This is a genomic window from Rhodococcus wratislaviensis (assembly GCF_041228765.1).
In the GTDB taxonomy this organism is placed as follows: domain Bacteria; phylum Actinomycetota; class Actinomycetes; order Mycobacteriales; family Mycobacteriaceae; genus Rhodococcus_F; species Rhodococcus_F wratislaviensis.
On the sequence record NZ_CP150488.1, the window covers coordinates 5,106,961 to 5,126,653 of the forward strand.

Annotated in this window: 18 protein-coding genes; 14 read left to right on the forward strand and 4 right to left on the reverse strand. The window is 70.0% G+C overall.

Going from position 1 to position 19,693, the window contains the following annotated elements; genetic code table 11:
• Positions 1 to 36 precede the first annotated feature (36 nt).
• Positions 37 to 591, reverse strand: a complete 555-nt coding sequence (locus WKC72_RS23575) for a helix-turn-helix domain-containing protein (RefSeq protein WP_037238945.1) — start codon at positions 589 to 591, stop codon at positions 37 to 39.
• A gap of 86 nt (positions 592 to 677) precedes the next feature.
• Between WKC72_RS23575 and WKC72_RS23580 the strand changes: the two genes are divergently transcribed.
• The 6 genes from WKC72_RS23580 to WKC72_RS23605 all read left to right on the forward strand — a co-directional run bounded on the left by WKC72_RS23580 (position 678) and on the right by WKC72_RS23605 (position 5,140).
• Entirely contained in the window at positions 678 to 1,352 is a 675-nt protein-coding gene (locus WKC72_RS23580) for an AzlC family ABC transporter permease (RefSeq protein ID WP_370179596.1), read from the forward strand.
• On the forward strand, positions 1,349 to 1,672 hold the full coding sequence (locus WKC72_RS23585; protein WP_112298140.1) for an AzlD domain-containing protein: 324 nt from the start codon (positions 1,349 to 1,351) through the stop codon (positions 1,670 to 1,672). Before WKC72_RS23580 ends, WKC72_RS23585 begins: the two co-directional genes overlap by 4 nt.
• A gap of 17 nt (positions 1,673 to 1,689) precedes the next feature.
• On the forward strand, positions 1,690 to 2,514 hold the full coding sequence (locus tag WKC72_RS23590) for a hydrolase (protein WP_370179598.1): 825 nt from the start codon (positions 1,690 to 1,692) through the stop codon (positions 2,512 to 2,514).
• Between the two features lie 61 nt (positions 2,515 to 2,575).
• Positions 2,576 to 3,376: a helix-turn-helix domain-containing protein gene (locus WKC72_RS23595; RefSeq protein ID WP_370179600.1), complete on the forward strand. Its 801-nt coding sequence runs from the start codon at positions 2,576 to 2,578 to the stop codon at positions 3,374 to 3,376.
• A 13-nt stretch (positions 3,377 to 3,389) separates the two neighbouring features.
• Positions 3,390 to 3,563 carry a hypothetical protein gene (locus WKC72_RS23600; RefSeq protein ID WP_009480519.1) on the forward strand — a complete coding sequence of 58 codons (174 nt, stop codon included), beginning with the start codon at positions 3,390 to 3,392 and terminating at the stop codon, positions 3,561 to 3,563.
• Positions 3,564 to 3,745: 182 nt separating this feature from the next.
• Positions 3,746 to 5,140, forward strand: coding sequence for an NAD(P)/FAD-dependent oxidoreductase (locus WKC72_RS23605; protein ID WP_037238933.1), 1,395 nt, complete (start codon positions 3,746 to 3,748; stop codon positions 5,138 to 5,140).
• Between the two features lie 80 nt (positions 5,141 to 5,220).
• Here WKC72_RS23605 and WKC72_RS23610 read toward each other — a convergent pair whose 3' ends face one another.
• Both WKC72_RS23610 and WKC72_RS23615 read right to left on the reverse strand, forming a co-directional pair.
• On the reverse strand, positions 5,221 to 5,682 hold the full coding sequence (locus WKC72_RS23610; protein WP_005255099.1) for a PaaI family thioesterase: 462 nt from the start codon (positions 5,680 to 5,682) through the stop codon (positions 5,221 to 5,223).
• Positions 5,683 to 5,932: 250 nt separating this feature from the next.
• Positions 5,933 to 6,706, reverse strand: a complete 774-nt coding sequence (locus WKC72_RS23615) for a hypothetical protein (protein WP_370179604.1) — start codon at positions 6,704 to 6,706, stop codon at positions 5,933 to 5,935.
• A gap of 185 nt (positions 6,707 to 6,891) precedes the next feature.
• Here WKC72_RS23615 and WKC72_RS23620 point away from each other — a divergent pair, with 185 nt between their 5' ends.
• From WKC72_RS23620 to WKC72_RS23630, 3 genes are read left to right on the forward strand one after another with little or no spacing between them, the layout of a single operon-like run.
• The gene (locus tag WKC72_RS23620) at positions 6,892 to 8,361 is read left to right on the forward strand and encodes a FecCD family ABC transporter permease (protein WP_370179606.1); all 1,470 of its coding nucleotides are present in this window, start codon (positions 6,892 to 6,894) and stop codon (positions 8,359 to 8,361) included.
• On the forward strand, positions 8,358 to 9,464 hold the full coding sequence (locus tag WKC72_RS23625) for an iron chelate uptake ABC transporter family permease subunit (RefSeq protein WP_037238928.1): 1,107 nt from the start codon (positions 8,358 to 8,360) through the stop codon (positions 9,462 to 9,464). The genes WKC72_RS23620 and WKC72_RS23625 overlap by 4 nt, the downstream gene beginning before the upstream one ends.
• A complete protein-coding gene (locus WKC72_RS23630; protein WP_037238925.1) occupies positions 9,461 to 10,294 on the forward strand; it encodes an ABC transporter ATP-binding protein in 834 nt (277 codons plus the stop codon). Before WKC72_RS23625 ends, WKC72_RS23630 begins: the two co-directional genes overlap by 4 nt.
• A 6-nt stretch (positions 10,295 to 10,300) precedes the next feature.
• Here the strand turns inward: WKC72_RS23630 and WKC72_RS23635 are convergent, their stop codons facing one another.
• Complete coding sequence (locus WKC72_RS23635; protein WP_370179609.1) at positions 10,301 to 12,889, reverse strand: bifunctional lysylphosphatidylglycerol flippase/synthetase MprF; 2,589 nt, start codon at positions 12,887 to 12,889, stop codon at positions 10,301 to 10,303.
• Positions 12,890 to 13,064: 175 nt separating this feature from the next.
• Between WKC72_RS23635 and WKC72_RS23640 the strand changes: the two genes are divergently transcribed.
• The 5 genes from WKC72_RS23640 to WKC72_RS23660 all read left to right on the forward strand — a co-directional run bounded on the left by WKC72_RS23640 (position 13,065) and on the right by WKC72_RS23660 (position 19,688).
• Positions 13,065 to 13,478: a BlaI/MecI/CopY family transcriptional regulator gene (locus WKC72_RS23640; RefSeq protein WP_370179611.1), complete on the forward strand. Its 414-nt coding sequence runs from the start codon at positions 13,065 to 13,067 to the stop codon at positions 13,476 to 13,478.
• Positions 13,479 to 13,504: 26 nt separating this feature from the next.
• Complete coding sequence (locus WKC72_RS23645; protein WP_073366721.1) at positions 13,505 to 14,458, forward strand: M56 family metallopeptidase; 954 nt, start codon at positions 13,505 to 13,507, stop codon at positions 14,456 to 14,458.
• A 225-nt stretch (positions 14,459 to 14,683) separates the two neighbouring features.
• Complete coding sequence (locus tag WKC72_RS23650; RefSeq protein ID WP_370179614.1) at positions 14,684 to 16,591, forward strand: DEAD/DEAH box helicase; 1,908 nt, start codon at positions 14,684 to 14,686, stop codon at positions 16,589 to 16,591.
• A 152-nt stretch (positions 16,592 to 16,743) separates the two neighbouring features.
• A complete protein-coding gene (gene gndA, locus WKC72_RS23655; RefSeq protein WP_370179616.1) occupies positions 16,744 to 18,195 on the forward strand; it encodes an NADP-dependent phosphogluconate dehydrogenase in 1,452 nt (483 codons plus the stop codon).
• 95 nt (positions 18,196 to 18,290) lie between these two features.
• The gene (locus tag WKC72_RS23660; RefSeq protein ID WP_370179618.1) at positions 18,291 to 19,688 is read left to right on the forward strand and encodes a DEAD/DEAH box helicase; all 1,398 of its coding nucleotides are present in this window, start codon (positions 18,291 to 18,293) and stop codon (positions 19,686 to 19,688) included.
• Positions 19,689 to 19,693: the final 5 nt, after the last annotated feature.

The following is a 19,693-nucleotide window of genomic DNA, read 5'->3' on the forward strand; positions in this document are numbered from 1 at the left end:
TCGACACTCTGCACGGAGAAAGTTCGCCGAATGTTCTCAGTTGTGCTCGGACACCAGGACGGCGCGGGTGCCCGACTCCAGCGCCTCGAACACATGTGCGACATCCCCGGGGTAGGCGATGTAGTCGCCGGGTCCGAGTTCGATCGGGTCGCCTGCCACGCCGACGAGTGCGCGGCCGGCGCTGAGGATGACGTGTTCGACCACGCCGGGCATGTGCGGTTCGGACTCCCGGGCCGGGCCGGGTTCGACGGCGAGGCGATACAGGTCCCGGCGCGCGGACGGTGGGCAGGACGCGACGAGGGTGGCGCGGTAGTCGGATCGGTCGGAGATCAGTTCCGGTCCTTCGTCGGCCCGGATGACCTGGACGCGGGGCCGGGGCGGGTCCAGGAGTTGCGACATCTGCACGTCGAGTGCGACGCAGAGGGCCCACAGGGTTTCGACGCTCGGGTTGCCGCCCCCCGATTCCAGTTGGGACAGTGTGGATTTCGCGACCCCGGCGCGGCGGGCGACCTCGGTCAGGGACATGCCCGACCGTTCACGTTCGCGCCGCAGCGAGGGTCCGATGTATCCGAGTGGGGACTGCCCTGCCATGGTGTGCCTTCCCGACGTCCCTGTTCATTATTTTGGGTGCTACGTTCGCCTTGACGAACACACGCCCTCTGTTCAGTATAGAAGTCATGCGTTCGATGAAGCGAACACTCGATTCGCGGGTCCTCCGGAACATCGCCCTGGTGTGCCTGGCCGACGGACTGGTCGGCATGTCGTACGGCGCCATCGCGGTCGGTTCCGGCCTGGACGCATGGTTGCCCGTCGCGCTGTCGGTGCTGGTCCTCGCCGGTTCGGCGGAGTTCCTGTTCGTCGGCATCGTCGCGGCAGGCGGCAGCCCGGTCGCGGCGACGATCGCCGGGTTGCTGGTGAACGCGCGTCACCTGCCGTTCGGTCTGGCGGTCGGTGACGTGCTGGGGCGTGGGCTGCGCCGCGTCGTCGGCAGTCACCTGATGAACGACGAGTCGGTGGTGTTCGCGCTCGGGGAGACGGACCCCGACCGCAGGCGCGCCGCGTACTGGGCGTGCGGTGTGGGGATCGCGGTGTGCTGGCCGCTCGGGGCCCTGCTCGGCGCGGTCGCGGGCACGGCGATCGGCGACCCCGCCGTGCTGGGGCTGGACGCCATGTTCCCCGCGGTGCTCCTGGCCCTGGTGCTGCCGGCGCTGCGCGATCGGGACGTGCGGGTGCCGGCGCTGGTCGGCGGTGTGGTCGCCCTGGCCGCCACGCCCGTCCTGCCCGCCGGGCTTCCGGTGCTGGCGGCGCTGGTGGGGTTGCTCGCGGGTGTGCGGCGGAAGGTGCTGCGGTGACCGGGAACCTCGTGCTGATCGGGTCGGTCGGGGTTCTCGCGGCGGGGACGTTCGCGTTCCGATTCGCGGGCCCGGTGCTGCGACCGCGGATCGCCACCCGACCGTGGCTGGAGCGGGCCATGGCCACGGCCGCCGTGGTTCTGCTCACCGCGCTGGTGGGCACGACGGCGCTCACCGAAGGCCACGAACTCGCCGGAGTGGCGCGTCCCACCGGCGTCGTCGTCGCCGGCCTACTCGCCTGGCGGAAGGCGCCTTTCGTCGCCATCGTCCTGTCGGCGGCCGCCACGACTGCCGGATTGCGGCTCCTCGGCGTGCCGTGAGGATGCATGATCGAGGGGTGTTATTTCATCTCTGCGCCACGTGCGGCGTCGAACAGGACCCGAACACCCCACTCCCCGACCAGTGCGCGATCTGCGCGGACGAACGCCAGTACATTCCGCTGGGCGGTCAGGAGTGGACCACCGTGGAGAAGCTGGCCGGTGCGGGGTACCGTGCGGTCGAACACGAGGTCGAGCCGGGGCTGCACGGCCTGTACGTGGACCCGAAGACCGCGATCGGCCAGCAGTCCCTGGTGATCCGCACCCCCGCCGGGTCGCTGCTGTGGGATCCGATCGGGTTCGTCGACGACGCCGCCGTCGACGCCGTCGCCGCGCACGGCCCGGTCATCGCCGTCGCGGGCAGCCACCCGCACATGTTCGGCGTCCAGACGCAGTGGTCGAAGGCGTTCGGCGACGTGCCCATCCTGGTGGCCGACGCGGACCGCTCCTGGCTGGCGCGGTCCGACGGCCCGATCGTGTTCTGGTCCGGAACCCACGAGGTGACGCCGGGCCTGACCCTGCACCAGATCGGCGGGCACTTTCCGGGCAGCGCCGTCGCGCACTGGCGGGACGGCGCCGACGGCCGGGGTGTCCTCCTCACCGGGGACGGCGTCTTCCCCAACCCGGACCGGCGCACGGTGTCGTTCCTCCGGTCGTACCCCAACCGGCTGCCGCTGTCCGCAGCGGTGGTGCGGCGCATCGCGGACCAGCTGTCGCATCTCGAGTTCGACCGCATCATCGGCAACTTCGACAACGTGATCGACGGCGACGGCCGGGAGGCGCTCGAGTATTCGGCGACTCGGCACTGCGCGTGGGTGACCGGGGAGTTCGATCACCTCACGTGACGGCTGCGCCATGACGTCGGAGGTAATGGTCGCGGCGATCCGCCCGACCTAGGCTGGCCGGATGACCACCCTCGACGATCGGCGCGCGTCGCATGTCGGCACCCACCTGCGGGCGTGGCGGGAACGCCGGCGGCTCAGTCAGCTGGAACTGGCGAACCGGGCGGACATCTCGGCGCGGCACGTCAGTTTCCTGGAGACCGGGCGGTCGAATCCCACGCGGGCGATGCTGCTGCGCCTCAGCGAGCATCTCGACATTCCCCTGCGCGAACGCAACGCACTGCTCCTTGCGGGTGGTTTCGCGCCCGCCTTCCCGGAGCATCACCTCTCGGATGTGCCGATGGCGTCGATCGCCGACGCCATCGGGAAGATCCTCACCGCGCATTCCCCGTCGCCGGCGGTGGTCGTCGACCGGCACTGGAACTTGGTGGACGCCAACGACGCGGTCGCGGTACTGACCGAGGGGTGCGCCGCGGAGCTGCTCGAGCCGCCCGTGAACGTCCTGCGGTTGAGCCTGCACCCGGACGGGATGGCGCCGCGAATCCTCGACCTGCCGCAGTGGCGGGGGCACCTCCTGCACCGCCTGCGCCATCAGATCGCGGTCACCGGCGACGAGGTACTGCGTGACCTGCTGGGCGAATTGGAGGGCTACCCCGGTGGCGCCGTCGACGCCGCCGAATTGCCGGGGTCGCTCGTCGTGCCGTTGCGGATCCGGCACCACGACACGGTGCTGGCGTTCGTCAGCACGACGACGATGTTCGGCACTCCCCTCGACGTGACGGTCGCGGAGCTGGCCATCGAATCGTTCTTCCCCGCCGACGCGGTGACAGCGGCTACCCTCCGCAGTAGCGTGAGCAGCGACTGAGGAGGTAGGTCTGATGGACTTGACAGCAATTGGTGTCGGTTTCGGCTACGTGGTCGTAGTCCTCACCATTCTTGTCGTCGTGGTCGGGGTGTCGGCACTGTTCGTGTTCTCGATCAAATCGGATTTCATTCCGCCGGAATCGCCGGGAACTCCGACCGGGCGGAAGCGGATCGGCCGGGCGGAATAGCCGCGTACGCACCGGAAGGCGGGCAGTTCCTCACGGAGGGACTGCCCGCCTTCGTGTATGGACGGGGCCTCCGGTTTCTGGATCGATTCCGCTGTGGAGCCGGGCGAAGCAACGCTTACTGAGACGCTCGGGGACAAGGCGACTACCGTGACAGGAGTCGTCTATTTTTCGAGGAGCACGGAATGAGTATCAAGTCGGTAGAGTCACGCCGCCATCGCGTCGTGGTCATTGGATCCGGCTTCGGTGGGTTGTTCGGCACACAGGCGCTGAAGAATGCCGATGTCGACATCACCATGATCGCCCGCACCACTCACCACCTGTTCCAGCCGTTGCTGTATCAGGTGGCGACCGGCATTCTCTCCGTCGGCGACATCGCGCCCGCCACCCGGCTGGTGCTGCGCAAGCAGAAGAACACCCAGGTGCTGCTCGGCGATGTCGACAAGATCGATCTCGAGGCGAAGACGATCACCTCCCGGTTCCTGGACCGGACCACCGTCACCCCCTACGACAGCCTGATCGTCGCGGCCGGCGCAGGCCAGTCGTACTTCGGCAACGATCATTTCTCCGAGTTCGCGCCGGGCATGAAGACCATCGACGACGCCCTCGAACTGCGCGGCCGCATCCTGGGCGCCTTCGAGCAGGCCGAATTGTCGAGCGATCCCGCCGAACGCGCGCGGCTGCTGACGTTCGTCGTCGTCGGTGCCGGTCCGACCGGTGTCGAGCTCGCCGGCCAGATCGCGGAACTGTCGCGGCGCACCCTGTCGGGGGCGTTCCGCAACATCGATCCCCGTGAGGCGCGCGTGATCCTGCTGGACGGTGCGGACGACGTGCTGCCCGTCTACGGCGGCAAGCTGAGCCGCAAGGCCCGCCAGCAGCTGGAGAAGCTCGGCATCGAGATCCAGTTGGGGGCGATGGTCGTCGACGTCGACGTGGACGGCCTCGTCGTCAAGGACAAGGACGGCACGCAGCGCCGGATCGAGTCGCAGTGCAAGGTGTGGTCGGCCGGTGTGCAGGCGAGCCCGTTGGGCAAGCAGATCGCCGACCAGTCGGATGCCGAGATCGACCGGGCGGGGCGCGTCCTGGTGAAGCCGGACCTGTCGGTGCCCGGCCACCCCGAGGTGTTCGTGATCGGCGACATGATGGCGCTCGACAAGCTGCCGGGTCTGGCGCAGGTCGCGATGCAGGGCGGCAAGTACGCGGCCAAGCAGATCAAGGCCGGCCTGAGCGGGCAGAAGCCGGAGGACCGGCCGCCGTTCAAGTACTTCGACAAGGGCAGCATGGCCACCATCTCGCGGTTCAGTGCGGTGGCGAAGGTCGGGAAGCTCGAGATCAGCGGGTTCATCGGCTGGGTGGCCTGGCTGGGGATTCACCTGATGTATCTGGTCGGGTTCCGCAGCCGGCTGTCGACGCTGCTGTCGTGGACGGTGACGTTCCTCGGTCGTGGGCGCGCGCAGATGGCGTCCACCGAGCAGTGGGTGTTCGCCCGCAACGCGATGGAGCAGCTGGAGCGACACGAGCGGGAGAAAGAGGCCGCCGAGAAGTCGTCCGGCGGCGCGCAGCGCAAGGCCGCGGGCTGACGCCGGCTCACACCTGACGTGAACAGAGCGGAGGGGACGGACCTGCCGGGTCCGTCCCCTCCGCCGTGCGCGGGGTGCGGTCAGTTGCCGAGGCGTCCGGTGTCGGTGATGTTCGCGAGCCGGACCTGCCCCTTGGAGACGAGCCGATCCTGTTCGTCGGTGATCCGGACCTCCCACAGCTGCTGGGTGCGTCCGCGGTGGACGGGGCTGGCTTCGGCGGTCAGCGTGCCCTCTCGCGTCGCGCGGAGGAAGTCGGTGTTGTTGTTGACGCCGACGACGTGTCCGCGCCCGCCGAGCCAGACCGTGCCCGCAGCGCTGGCCACCGATTCGATGACGGAGCAGTAGACGCCGCCGTGCTGGATTCCGGCCGGCTGCTGCAGGTCGGGGGTGACCGTCCACTGCGCGCGCACGCGGTCGGGTGACAGTTCGGTGTATTCGAGTCCGATGAGGGCGTCGAAGCCCTTGCCCAACTGATCGGCCAAAGCGGCGGTGTCGATCCGCCCGTCACCGTTCGATGCCTGCTGTTCCCCGGAATCCACCATCACACTCTCCATCGGATCGCTGTGCGCTCTTGCGGCGCACCCGATCTCCTGCCTACACGACGGGGCGGGCGGCGGGACATGCAGGTGGGGCAAACGGATCGGCGGGCCTCACACTGTGTCAGCGTGAGGCCCGCCGTGGGATGGACCTGGGAGTCACTGCAGCCCTCAGGACTCCGGCGCGGTCCGGTAGTTCGGTTCTCGGCGTTGGCATTTCTGCCTGGCGCCTGGGACGAGTATAGGCAAGGCTGCCCTAATTAAGCAAGCGCTTCCTCGCCTGCCCCGGTCGGCCGCAGTGCGGGCGCGGGATCCGGCTCTTCGAGCGGACCGGCACTCCGGCCGCCACGAACGCGTCCAGGATCCCCTGCCCGCGGCGCTGCGCGGCCGCCTCGCCGCCACCGGCGAGAATCGGGATGTACGTCGCGGCCCCGAGCACGGCCTCCCCCACGAGCCCCCAGAATCGGTTTGCGTCGATTGGCGTCAACCGGGCGATCGCGTCGAACACCGCATGCAGTGACGTGAGACTGCGGTGCACCGTCCAGAGCAGCAGCGCCCGCTCGCACGGCACGGTGACCGTCCGGGGCGCACCGGCGTAGAGGTCGTCCGGCAGCACGCGCATGGTGTCGTCGGCGACACCCGCCCAGTCGATCCCCTCGTCGCTGTCCATGTGGATCCACAGGTTTTCGAGCCCGGGGTCCCATGCGCGACCCTCCAGGACAACGAGGGCGGTCACGCGCCCGACCACGGCGTGAATGAGCGCGGTGGCCACCTGCATTGCGGCGACGTCCGGGTCGGGAACGTCCTCGAGCGAGCGAGCCCACATCCGGGGCACCCGGTCGCCGTCGAGGTCGTCGGCGAGCGACCACCACCGGCGTTTACCCTCGTCTGTCATCGTCGCGACCGCATACATGCGCGGATATTCGGCGTTCAGCGCGCGAAGTCGTGTGCAGGACACGTCCAGTGCGGTCGCGGGGGCGGACAGGGTCGAAGTCACCGTGCACTCCAATCGGTCGGGATGGAACATCACCAAACATAGGTGAGCCTAACCAAATATCAAGACTTGACATCATGTGATGTGAGGCACCCCCGCCGATCGCGGCGCACGGGACGCCCCGCCGGATGTGGCATCAGAGATAGGGTTCCGTAACCTAAGTAGTTGAATTCAGTGCAGATCCGGTGCACAGGCACACACGTCAGGAGCTTCCCCCGCCAGTGACGACGACGCGACAGTTCGGCAGCGACATCCCGCACCTGCCGACCGACGAGCCCTACGGGAAGCGCGACGTCCCGCGCGGACCCGCCCCGCTGTACCTCCGGGCACTCGCGGGACTGCTCGACATCGGGATAGTGGCCATCCCCCTCGTCCTCGGGTGGTACATCGTCGACTCCCTCCGCGACGACAACGGCGGCGGGCAGGCCGACCGGGTCGTCTTCGGCGGCGCCGCCGTCGCGATCGCCCTCGGACTCGCACTGTGGAACCGCGGATTCCGCGAGGGCGACACGGGGCAGAGTTCGGGCAAGGGCTGGGTCGGCCTCGTCACCCGCGACACCCACACCCACGACGCGATCGGCCCGAAACGGTCGCTGCAGCGGGTGTTCCGGCGTTCCGGAACCGAAGTCGTGCGGGAGAGCACCGCGTCCGACGAGGGGTTCACCGTCCGTGAGAAGGACGTGTCGGTCGCGGCGATCCGGCGTCGTCGGCTCGTCGGGCTGGGCGTCCTCGTGGTCCTCCTCGGGTTGGTGCTGCTCGCCAGCGTCGCGGTCGGGGCGCGGCCACTGTCGTTCGCGGAGATCTTCCACGCCCTGTTCGATGCGGACGGTTCGCAGACCGACATCATCGTGCGCACCCTCCGCGGCCCGCGCACCGCGCTGGGGCTCGTCGTCGGCATGGCGCTCGGTGTCGCGGGCGCCCTCATCCAGGGGCACACCCGCAACCCGCTCGCCGACGCCGGACTCCTCGGTCTCAACGCGGGCGCCGCGTTCCTCGTGGTGCTGTCGATGTACCTGTTCGGGTTCAGCGCGCCCAGCGAATACCTGTGGTTCGCGTTCGCCGGGTCGTTCGCCGCGAGCGTGATCGTGTTCGGGCTGTCGTCCATCGGGAACGGGGCGGCGAGCCCGCTGAGCCTGGCCCTGGCCGGCGCCGCCGTCGCGTTCTTCCTGCAGGCGATGACCAACGCGATCATCATCGTCGACCAGTCCAGCCTCGACTCCTACCGGTTCTGGGTGGTCGGGTCGGTGGCCGGCCGCGGCTTCGACGTGCTGTGGCAGGTGCTGCCGTTCCTCATCATCGGTTTGATCCTCGCCCTCGTCAGCACACCGGGTCTGAACGTCCTCAGCCTCGGCGAGGACGTGGCGCGGTCGCTGGGCACCAACATCGCGGCCAGCCGCGCACTCGGCATCGTCGCCATCACCCTCCTCACCGGTGCGGCCACCGCGGCGTGCGGTCCGATCGCGTTCATCGGTCTCGTCGTCCCCCACGTCGCGCGGGCGATCACCGGCCCCGACTACCGGTGGCTCGTCCCCTACGCCGGCCTCCTCGGCGGCGTCATGCTCGTGACCGCCGACGTCATCGGACGCGTCGTGGTCCGGCCGGGTGAGTTGCAGGTGGGCATCGTGCTGGCAGTGTTCGGCGCACCGTTCTTCATCGCGTTGGTTCGGCGCAGAAAGTTGGCAAGCCTGTGAGCACTCGAGACGAAGTGCGCCCCGACCTCGGGGCGGCCCCGGCGTCCCGGGTCCCGGCACGCCCCGCGTTCCGGCTCGGACCGATCTCCCTGGTCCTGCGCCCCCTCGGCATCGCCGTCAACGTCGCGCTGCTGGTGGCGCTGTTCCTGGTGCTGTGCCTCAACATCGGTCGCGGCGACTACCCGCTGTCGATCCCCGAGGTCACGCGGGTGCTGTTCGGCGGCGGCACAAAGGCCCAGAACTTCATCGTCATGGATCTCCGCCTGCCGCGGTCGCTGACCGGTGTGTTCATCGGCATGGCCCTCGGCCTGGCCGGGGCCATCACCCAGTCGATCGCCCGCAACGCCCTGGCCAGCCCGGACATCCTCGGCATCACGTCCGGTGCCAGCGCCGCCGCGGTCGCGCTGATCGTCCTCGGTGGCGGCGGCAGCTTCGTCGGCCTCCTCGCCACCCTGGGGATCCCGCTGGCCGCCCTGTTCGGCGGATTGCTCACCGCGCTGGTCATCTACGTGCTCGCGTGGCGCGGCGGGGTGGAGGGCTACCGGCTGATCCTGATCGGCATCGGTATCAACGCCATGCTGATCGCGGTCACCGGCTGGCTGCTGATCTCGGCGGACATCAACGACGCGTCGCGGGCCCAGGTGTGGCTCAACGGTTCCCTCAACGGCGCCGCGTGGAGTCAGGTGTGGCCCGTCACGATCGCCGTCGTCCTCGTCGGCGGCTACGCGGTGATCTCGTCGTTCACGATGGGGGCGCTCCGCCTCGGCGACGACAACGCGGTGTCGCTGGGTGTGCGGCTGCAGTGGTCGCAGGCCCGGCTCCTGCTCATGTCCGTCGCGCTCGCCGGCATCGCGACCGCGGCAGCGGGTCCGGTCGGCTTCGTCGCGCTCGCCGCACCGCAGGTGGCGCTGCGGCTGGTGCGGTCCGCCGGCCCGCCGCTCATCGCGTCGGCCCTGACCGGCGCCGTGCTCGTGGTGGGCAGCGACGTCGTCGCCCGCACGATCCTGCCCGTCGAGCTGCCGGTGGGGATCGTGACCTCGGCGCTCGGTGGCCCATTCCTGCTGTATCTGCTGGTTCGCAACAATCGGAAGGTCTCGGCATGACCGTGCAGACTGACTCTCGACTGATCGCCGAAAACCTGAGCCTCGGGTACGGCGACCGGGTCATCGTCGACAACCTCGACCTCGAGGTGAGGACCGGGGTGATCACCACCGTCATCGGACCGAACGGCTGCGGCAAGTCCACCCTGCTGCGCGCGCTGGGGCGGCTGCTGAAGCCGCGCAGCGGTTCGGTGCTGCTCGACGGCAAGGCCATCGGATCGATGCGCACCAAGGACGTCGCCCGCACGCTGGGCATGCTCCCCCAGGCGCCGCTGGCCCCCGAGGGGCTCACGGTGGCCGACCTGGTGGCCCGCGGCAGGCACCCGCACCAGTCGTGGCTGCGGCAGTGGTCGTCCGACGACGAGGGCGAGGTCGCCGAGGCGCTCGCGCTGACCGGGGTGTCCGACCTCGCGGACCGCCCCGTCGACCAGTTGTCGGGCGGTCAGCGGCAGCGGGCCTGGATCTCGATGGCCCTGGCGCAGGGAACCGACATCCTCCTGCTCGACGAACCCACCACCTACCTGGACCTGGCGCACTCGATCGAGGTGCTCGACCTGGTGGACCGGATGCACGAGGAGCTGGGCCGCACCGTGGTGATGGTGCTCCACGACCTGAACCTCGCGATCCGCTACAGCGATCAGCTGATCGTCATGCGGGACGGCGCGATCGTCGCGGCCGGGGCGCCGAAGGACATCATCTCCGCTGAACTCCTGCTCGAGGTGTTCGGTCTCGAGGCCGCGGTCATAGGCGACCCGGTGTCCGATCGCCCGCTGGTGGTGCCGATCGGCACCCGCCACGTGTACGGCGCGGTCGGCGGGCCGGAGACGAAGTAGCGGCCGTCAGCGTCGGCCGCCGATCATCGTCCGCACCAACCGGTAGCTCTGCCCCAGCGACACCGTCGGCAGGTACGCCCTGCCGACGGCGTTGCCGATGCTCGGCAGGGCGGCCGGGTCGGCGAACGTCATGTGCATGGCCACGTACCGGGGCTGGAACTTCGACTTGAACGCCAGCAGCGAACGGAACCCGTACACCGGTTCCAGGGTCCGGCCGAGCAGATCGAGGACGCTGTCCATCACCGCCGACAGGCTCGACGACTCCGACCGTTCCCGCTCGTCGGCGTCGCCGTCCGGTTGCTCGACCTTCGCGAGCGGGGCGCCGGACAGGCTCAGGAACTGCGCGCCCTCCTCTTCCAGTTTCAGCGCCGCGGACGCGATGAGGAATTCCATCGCCGGCCGGAATCCTTCCGAGCGCCGCCGCATGAAGTCGAGGGTCCAGCCGACCACCCGCCCGTCCTGGTACACCGGCAGCCAGGACGTGACGCCGTGGACGGTGCGGTCCTCGTCGACGGCGATCAGGCAGCGCACCTCCGGGTCGTCGACCTCGTCGAGTCCGCCGAGCGTGAACCCCATTTCCGGCATCCCCTTGTCGGCCACCCATTCCTCGGAGATCGCCGTGATCTGGTCGGTGATCGACCGCGGGGCGCTGGGGAAGCTGACCCATTCCGCGGTGATCCCCGACTTCTTCGCCTTGTTCAGGGCGGTCCGGACGTCCTGGAATCGTTTGCCGGTGAACGCGATCTGCCCCAGATCCAGCACCGTCTCCTCCGCGACCTGGATGCCGCTCCAGCCGAGGGCGTCCGTGACGGCGCGGACCTCCCCGGTCACCGAGTAGAAGCACGGGATCCACCCGTTGGCGGCGGCGAATTCGGCGAAGTGTTCGACGTTGTCCCGCAACCGGTCCGGCGGGCCGACCGGGTCGCCGGTGGTGAGGGCGACGCCGGCGAGGACCCGGTACGCGACGTAACCGGTGCCGTCGGCGGAGAACCAGTAGTTGTTGCCGCGCCACGTCGTCATCCAGGACAGTGGGCTTCCGCTCCCCGACTTCAGCAGGGCGCGTGCACGTTCGGCGGACTCCGAGTCCGATCCGATGGCGGGACTGAGGAACGTCGCGGCGACCAGCGCGCACGCCGCCACCCAGAACACCACCCCCGTCCACTCGTACAGCAGGGTCGCGGGAATGCTCACCGGCAGCAGCCGGGGGTCGAGCCATTGCAGGTACACGGGCGGGATGAGCCGCTCCGGGAAGTCGGCCAGCAGCGTCGTCACGCCGGGCCGGGGGTCGAACCCGTTCCGGGCCCACAGTCCGCCGAGGACGTAGAGGACGGCGAGCCCGGCGAGGACGGACACCAGGACGACGGCCAGCCGGCGGTAGGTGCCTGCCGGGGCGGAGACGTCGAAGAACCGCCGGGTGGCGAGCAGCACGATCAGGATCGCCAGCGGTGTCAGGAACGGCACCAGCGTCCGGTACAGGTTCGGGTCGGCGAGTCCGTAGAACAGCGAATCCTCGTCGAGGGAGTCGACGAACCGGACCGCGAAGTTCAGCAGCGACAGCACCAGCAGGATCACCTGCGCGATCACGGACGCGACCCACGCGAAGCGACGGCCCCGTCGGAGGCCGTCGCTGAGGGTGAGGAGGAACAGGGACGGCATCAGACTGAGCAGGGTCGGCCCGACCCCGGACAGGCGCAGTTCGAGCAGCCCGCGCCGGCATTCGGGGTCCGCCGCCGACACCTCGCACAGGTCGCGGACTTCGCCGGCCGTGTAGGGGATGCCGCGGAACAGGTCGCGGAGCACGGCGAGCGGTCCGACCGCCTCCGCGGACAGCGCCGCGATCATCGGACCGATCGCGCTGGCCGCCACGATGATCGCGACCAGCACCCGGCCCTCACGCTGGGTGCCCGCGATCCGCTCGCCGCGGGCGGAGCGGCCGACGATCCAGCGGCCGATCACCAGCCCCACCACGGCCGCGGCGAGCCGCACCACGTCCTGCAGCGACCCACTGAACAGTGCCAGGGTGATCGTGAACACGAGGACACCGACGCGGATCCGCCGACGCCACAGGGTGCCCATGTTCGAACTGGCCACCATCGCGGCACCGACGATCCACGTGCTCGGACCGACGGCCATGCCCACGTGCAGCCGGAAACCCCAGTTCGCGTCGACGACCTTCGCGACGGCGGCCACCGACAGTGCGAGCAGCCCGCCGAGCACCTGGGTGGCGACCGCGGCCAGCGCGAACCGCGCCGATCCCATGCGGCGTTCCAGCGGTGCGGCCGCCACGAGGACGAGGACGGTCGTCGACAGATAGGCCAGGACGTCGTCGCCCCACAGCCCGGCCGTGAACAGGGTCCACACCCACCCGTTCTGGAACGCCCGGATCCCGATCGCGACGTGCTGGGACAGGTCGTGGGAGGGGCCGCTGATCACACTGGACGTGGCGATCGCGAGGATCCAGATCACGACCAGCAGCGCGATGCTGATCGGTGCACCCCGCACCCCGCCCCAGACCCGTTCCGCTGCCCGCCCGGTCTGACCCTTGACCCTGGCCGCCGCACCGTGCCCGGTCGCCGCGCTGTCGTCGGTCTTCATCCGCCAGGTCCCCACTCTCCGCGATGTCGAGAACGAACGCTTGCCCGGCGGGTCGGCCGCTGCCAACCCGACCGTAAACCACCCCTTCGGAGTATGGCCAATACCACACGCCGTCACGCAGTTTTACTACTACCAGTAGTACGTATCTGCGTCGTCGTATCCGTAGAATCGGTTTATGGCTGGACTCGGCGAACTCGAACGCGCAGTGATGGATCACCTGTGGTCCACTTCGGAACCGCAGACGGTACGGCAGGTACACGAGGCACTGGCGGCGCGCCGTGAACTCGCGTACACGACTGTCATGACAGTGCTCCAGCGGCTGGCGAAGAAGCACCTCGTCATTCAGCAGCGCGACGACCGCGCCCACCGGTACCTGCCGGTGCACCAGCGCGAGGAGCTCGTCGCGAGCCTCATGGTGGACGCACTGCAGCAGGCCGACAAGTCCGGAAGCCGCGCCGCCGCACTCGTGCACTTCGTCGGGCAGGTCGGCGCCGACGAGGCCGACGCGCTCCGCGAGGCCCTCGCCGCGCTCGAGGCCAAGGAGCGGTCCACCGGAGACAATCAGTCGGGAACCGCTCGCGCCGGCTGACGTTCGTCATGCATGATGAGTAGGACATGGACGCCACCACCGCGCTGGTATTCGGAGTACTCGCACTTCTTCTCGCAGGGCCTGTCCCTGCGCTGTTGAGTCGTGCCCGATGGCCGCATCGCGCCCCCCGAGCAGCACTCGTGCTGTGGCAGGCAATCGCCCTCGCCGCAGTTCTGTCCGCATTCAGTTCGGGCCTCGCGATCGCCAGCCAGCTCCTGGTCCCCGGACCGGACGGACGCCCCACCACGGCGCCGGTCGCCGAGATCGACGCCCTGGGCCTTCCCCTGTGGCTGCTGTACGTGGTGGTCTTCGCGCTCACCCTCCTCGTCGGCGCCAAACTGATCTTCGCGATCGTGCAGGTCGGGGTCCGCACCCGGCGCCGGCGCGCCCGGCACCGCATGCTGGTCGACCTCCTCGACCGCTGCGACTCGTCGTCGCCGCTCGCCCGCACCCCGGACCTGCGGGTCCTCGACGTCACCGAGCCCATCGCCTACTGCCTGCCCGGTCTGCGCCAGCGGGTGGTGCTGAGCCAGGGCACGTTCACCAACCTCGACGACGCGGAGATCACCGCGATCCTCACCCACGAGCGGTCCCACCTGCGGGCCCGGCACGACCTCGTCCTCGAGGCGTTCACCGCCGTCAACGCCGCCTTCCCCACCGTGGTGCGCAGCAAATCCGCGCTCGGGTCGGTGCAATTGCTGGTCGAGATGCTGGCCGACGACTCCGCCGTCCGCGCCACCGGGCCGACCGCACTGGCCCGCGCCCTCGTCGCCTGCTCGGGGTCGATCGCCCCGAAGGGCGCCATGGCCGCGGGTGGCCCCAGCACCCTGCTGCGGGTGCAACGGCTGGCCTCCTCGGAGGCGGGAACCCCGGTGGCTCTCGCCGCCTACGCCGCGTCGGTGGCCATCCTCGTGGTGCCGACCATCGCCGTCGCCGTCCCCTGGCTCACCGAACTGAGCCGGTTGTTCAGCGCCGTATAGTCGCCCAGCTCACAACCCGCCGGGTTCGATATCCGGGTACCCCGTCGCGTACACTGGTCGACGGTCGCCACTGCGGCCCATCAACACTGAAACGGCACACAGCCCAATTCCCCGCACTTCCGCGAATGGATTGACCAGGTGACATGTGCCCTGGCTCGTCCCTTTGTGCGTGCTGCATGACAGCCCCCGCTCCGCGACGCGCCCTATGCCCGGAGAGGTACCTGCGTGACCAACGCTGTCCAGACGACGTCTGCCCCACTAGAGCAGACCGAGACCGTAACCCCTGATCAGAGCGCCACCGAGGCCGACACGGCCACCGTGACGTTCGCCGAGATCGGCCTGCCCGCACCCCTCGTGCAGGCCCTCGCCCGCAACTCCATCACCGTCCCGTCGCCGATCCAGGCGCTGGCCGTCCCCGATGCGCTGGCCGGCACCAACGTCCTCGGCCGCGCACAGACCGGATCGGGCAAGACCCTCGCATTCGGCCTGCCGATGCTCACCCGCCTGTCCCGGCACGAGGACCGGCCCGCACCCAAGCGTCCCCGCGCACTGGTGCTCGTTCCCACCCGTGAACTCGCATTCCAGGTGGTCGACTCCCTCAACTCGTACGCCGGGGCCATGGGACTGACCGTCCGCCCCGCCGTCGGCGGCACCCCGTTCACCAAGCAGGTCGACCAGCTGCGCCGCGGCGTCGACATCCTCGTCGCCACCCCCGGCCGGCTGAACGACCACTTGCGTCAGGGCACCTGCATCCTCGACTCCATCGAGATCACCGCGCTCGACGAAGCCGATCAGATGGCCGACATGGGCTTCCTGCCCGAGGTCCGGGCCATCCTCGGTGAGACCCCGGCCGACGGCCAGCGGCTCCTGTTCTCGGCCACCCTGGACCGTGAGGTGCAGTCGCTGGTCCGCCAGTTCCTGCCCGACCACGTCCAGCACTCCACCGAGGACGGTCGGGCCAGCGTCGACACGATGGAGCACTACGTGCTGCTCGTCGACCGCGGCCAGAAGGACAACGTCCTCGCGGAAATCGGTGCCCGCGACGGCCGCACGATCATGTTCGCCCGCACCAAGCTCGGCTGCGAGGGCATTACCGACCGCCTCCGCGCGGTGGGGATCGCCGCCGAGGCGCTGCACGGCGGCAAGGCGCAGAACCAGCGCACCCGTGTCCTCGAACGGTTCAAGAACGGCCGCACCCCCGTGCTCGTCGCGACGGACGTCGCCGCCCGCGGCATCCACGTCGACGGCATCGACCTGGTCGTCCACGTCGACCCGCCCGCCGACCACAAGGACTACCTGCACCGTGCAGGCCGGACCGCCCGTGCAGGCGAGAAGGGCACCGTCGTCGCGATCGTGCTCCCCAACCAGAAGCGCACGTTCCGCCGCCTGACCGGGATGGCGGGTGTCGACGCCACCGCCGTGCCCGTCACCCCCGGCTCGGAGAAGCTGGCCAGCATCACCGGCGCCAAGGCGCCCAGCGGAGAACCGGTGCGCGACACCTACTCCCGCGGTGAGCGTGGCGGCGACCGCAAGTTCGGTGACCGCGGCCCCCGCCGTGAAGGCGGATACGCAGGCCGCGACGGCGGCGGCTACCGCGGCAATCGCAGTGACCGTGGCGAGCGCAGCTTCGGCGACCGTCCGTCGGGCGGTCGCAGCTTCGAGGGCCGTGGCCCGCGCCGCGACCAGACCGACAACCGGTCCGGCGGCTACCGGGGCGACCGCCCGCAGCGCGACGGCGACAACCGCGGCGGCGGGTACCGCGGTGACCGCGACAACCGGACGTTCACCGATCGGGCCCCGCGCCGCGACTTCGGTGACAGCGCACCCCGCCGCGAGTACGGCGGCGGCAACAGCGCCCCGCGCCGCGACTTCGGCGACCGCGGCGACAGCCACCGCGGTACCGGTGAGCGCAGCTTCGACCGCGGCGCACCCCGGCGCGACTTCGGCGACAACCGCGGTGCGGCAGGCGGGTTCCGTCGCGACGATCGCCGGGATGACCGCCGTGACGATCGCCGCCCCGCGGCCACGTCGGAGCGGCGCCCCGCGGCGACGACCGGTGGCGGGTTCCGCAGCCGCACGGAGCGTCGCTCGTACGACGGCTTCGACGGCCCGCGGCGTGAGCGCCGCAGCTGATCGATCGCTGATCGGACAACCGAACATCGAACTGTGAGAGAAGGCCGGCCGTCGCGTGTGCGACGGCCGGCCTTCGTATGTTTGGCTTAGGCGGTCGAGGTTTTCGTAGCCGCCGATTTCACTACCGCCGAGCGAGAGGGAATGCTGTATCCATGACTATCGACAACACTGAGGGTGCCCGCGCCCAGATCGGCGTCACGGGACTGGCCGTCATGGGCTCGAACATCGCCCGCAACTTCGCCCGGCACGGTCACACGGTCGCGCTGCACAACCGCAGCATCGCCAAGACCGACGCCCTCATCGCGGAGCACGGCAGCGAGGGCGATTTCGTCCGCACCGAGACGATCGAGGAGTTCGTGGGCGCGCTGCAGAAGCCGCGCCGCGTGCTGATCATGGTCAAGGCCGGCGACCCCACCGACGCCGTCATCGAGGAACTCGCCGCGGCGATGGAGCCCGGTGACATCATCATCGACGGCGGCAACGCCCTGTACACGGACACGATCCGCCGCGAGGCCTCCCTCCGGGAGCGTGGCCTGCACTTCGTCGGCGCCGGCATCTCCGGCGGCGAGGAGGGCGCGCTCAACGGTCCGTCGATCATGCCGGGCGGCCCGAAGGAGTCCTACGCGGCCCTCGGACCGCTGCTCGAGTCGATCGCCGCACAGGTCGACGGCACCCCCTGCTGCACGCACATCGGCCCCGACGGGTCCGGCCACTTCGTGAAGATGGTGCACAACGGCATCGAATACGCGGACATGCAGCTCATCGGAGAGGCGTACAACCTGCTCGGGTCCGCCCTCGGATACGACGCCGGCAAGATCGCCGACGTGTTCACCGAATGGAACGGCGGCGACCTCGAAAGCTACCTCGTCGAGATCACCGCGGAGGTGCTGCGGCAGACGGACGCCAAGACCGGTAAGCCGCTCGTCGACGTGATCGTCGACGCCGCCGAGCAGAAGGGCACCGGCCGCTGGACCGTCAAGTCCGCGCTCGACCTCGGTGTCCCCGTCACCGGAATCGCCGAGGCCGTGTTCGCCCGCGCCCTGTCCGGGTCCCGCCAGCAGCGCAAGGCCGCGGTCGGGCTGGCGTCCGGCGTCCTCGCCGACAAGCCCACCGATGCCGCCCAGTTCACCGAGGACATCCGGCAGGCCCTGTACGCGTCGAAGGTCGTGGCCTACGCGCAGGGATTCGACCAGATCGCGGCCGGCAGCGCCGAATACGACTGGGACCTGCACCCCGCCGACCTCGCGACCATCTGGCGTGGCGGCTGCATCATCCGCGCCCGGTTCCTCAACCGGATCAAGGACGCGTACGACGAGAACCCGACGCTGCCGAGCCTCATCCTGGCCCCGTACTTCCGGGACGCCATCGAGACGGCCATCGACAGCTGGCGCCGGGTGGTCTCCACCGCCACGCTGCTGGGGATCCCGGTGCCGGCGTTCGCGTCGTCGCTGTCCTACTACGACGCCCTGCGCGCGGAGCGGCTGCCCGCCGCCCTGACGCAGGGGCAGCGCGACTTCTTCGGCGCCCACACCTACGAGCGGGTCGACGCGGAGGGCAAGTTCCACACCCTCTGGAGCGGTGACCGCAGCGAAGTGCGGGCCTGAGCGTCGCCGACTGCCCGCCTCGGCCGTGACGTACCGCGTGTACGGCACGGCCGAGGCGTCGAAGGCCCCACCTCGGAGGCGGTAGCCTTCTCGATATGCCCGACGACGAGTTCTCCTCGCCCGCACCGGTGGGTGAGACGTTCCTCGCGCTCGGTCTTCCCGCGGTGATGACCCACGCCCTCGACCGCAGCGGCATCGGGGCGCCGTTCCCGATCCAGGCGGCCACCATCCCCGACGTCCTGGCGGGCCGCGACGTTCTGGGCCGCGCGCCGACCGGGTCCGGGAAGACCCTCGCGTTCGGACTGCCGATGCTCGTGCGGCTCAAGGGCGCCGCGAGCAGGCGGGGCTTCCCGCGCGGCATCGTCCTGGTGCCCACCCGGGAACTGGCGTTGCAGATCGAGCGCGCGCTGGACGAGCCGGCCCTGTCCGTGGGGTTGCGGGTGGCGAACGTCGTCGGCGGGATTCCCATCAAACGTCAGGTCGAGATCCTGTCGCGGGGCGTCGACCTGCTGATCGCGACGCCCGGGCGCCTCGCCGACCACGTGGCGCAGGGATCGGTGTCGCTGGACGACGTGACCGTGCTGACGCTCGACGAGGCCGACCACATGGCCGACCTGGGGTTCATGCCGCAGGTCACGACGATCCTCGACAAGACCCCGGCGGACGGTCAGCGGCTGCTGTTCTCGGCGACCCTCGACGGGGAGGTCGACACCCTCGTCCGGCGGTACCTGCGAGACCCGGTCACCCACTCGACGGCGCCGGTCACCGCGTCGGTGAGCACCATGCGCCACCACCTGCTGTTCGTCGACCGGGTCGACAAGAGATCCGTTGTGGCACATATCGGTTCACGTGCGGGACGCACCCTCATGTTCGTGCGCACCAAGTACGGGGTGGACCGGCTCGCGCAGCAACTCCACGAGGCCGGTATCTCCGCGGGCGCCCTGCACGGCGGCAAGGCGCAGAACAACCGCACCCGCACCCTCGAATCGTTCGCCGACGGCACCACCCCGGTCCTGGTGGCCACCGACGTGGCGGCGCGGGGCATCCACGTCGACGACATCTCGCTCGTCGTCCACGTCGATCCCCCGGCCGACCCCAAGGACTACCTGCACCGCGCCGGCCGCACCGCCCGCGCCGGTGAGGCCGGTGTCGTGGTCACCCTCGTCACCGAGGACGAACGCGCCGAGGTGGAGAAGCTGACCCGCAAGGCCGGGATCGAGGTGGACGGCGTGCGGGTGCGGCCCGGCGACCCGGTGCTGGCCGAGATCACCGGCGCCCGCCGCCCCACCGGGAAGGCGGTCCCCGCGCCCGACACCCGGGCACCGGCGCAGGACACCCCGAAGAAGGGCAGGCAGGCGCACGACACCGGGGGTCGGCCGGCCCGCCGCGGCCGGCCCGGGGACGGCGGCGCACCGCGGGCGGGTGCCCGGCGCGGTCGGAAGCCCGGACCTGCGTCAACTCCGCACGGACACCGCAACCGCGGGGCACACTGAGAGGC

Bases quoted from the DNA above. Each gene is read 5' to 3' on its own strand.
- WKC72_RS23575 (WP_037238945.1), bottom strand. From the start codon at position 591: ATGGCAGGGCAGTCCCCACTCGGATACATCGGACCCTCGCTGCGGCGC.
- WKC72_RS23580 (WP_370179596.1), top strand. From the start codon at position 678: ATGCGTTCGATGAAGCGAACACTCGATTCGCGGGTCCTCCGGAACATC.
- WKC72_RS23595 (WP_370179600.1), top strand. From the start codon at position 2,576: ATGACCACCCTCGACGATCGGCGCGCGTCGCATGTCGGCACCCACCTG.
- WKC72_RS23600 (WP_009480519.1), top strand. From the start codon at position 3,390: ATGGACTTGACAGCAATTGGTGTCGGTTTCGGCTACGTGGTCGTAGTC.
- WKC72_RS23605 (WP_037238933.1), top strand. From the start codon at position 3,746: ATGAGTATCAAGTCGGTAGAGTCACGCCGCCATCGCGTCGTGGTCATT.
- WKC72_RS23610 (WP_005255099.1), bottom strand. From the start codon at position 5,682: ATGGTGGATTCCGGGGAACAGCAGGCATCGAACGGTGACGGGCGGATC.
- WKC72_RS23630 (WP_037238925.1), top strand. From the start codon at position 9,461: ATGACCGTGCAGACTGACTCTCGACTGATCGCCGAAAACCTGAGCCTC.
- WKC72_RS23635 (WP_370179609.1), bottom strand. From the start codon at position 12,889: ATGAAGACCGACGACAGCGCGGCGACCGGGCACGGTGCGGCGGCCAGG.
- WKC72_RS23640 (WP_370179611.1), top strand. From the start codon at position 13,065: ATGGCTGGACTCGGCGAACTCGAACGCGCAGTGATGGATCACCTGTGG.
- WKC72_RS23645 (WP_073366721.1), top strand. From the start codon at position 13,505: ATGGACGCCACCACCGCGCTGGTATTCGGAGTACTCGCACTTCTTCTC.
- gndA (WP_370179616.1), top strand. From the start codon at position 16,744: ATGACTATCGACAACACTGAGGGTGCCCGCGCCCAGATCGGCGTCACG.
- WKC72_RS23660 (WP_370179618.1), top strand. From the start codon at position 18,291: ATGCCCGACGACGAGTTCTCCTCGCCCGCACCGGTGGGTGAGACGTTC.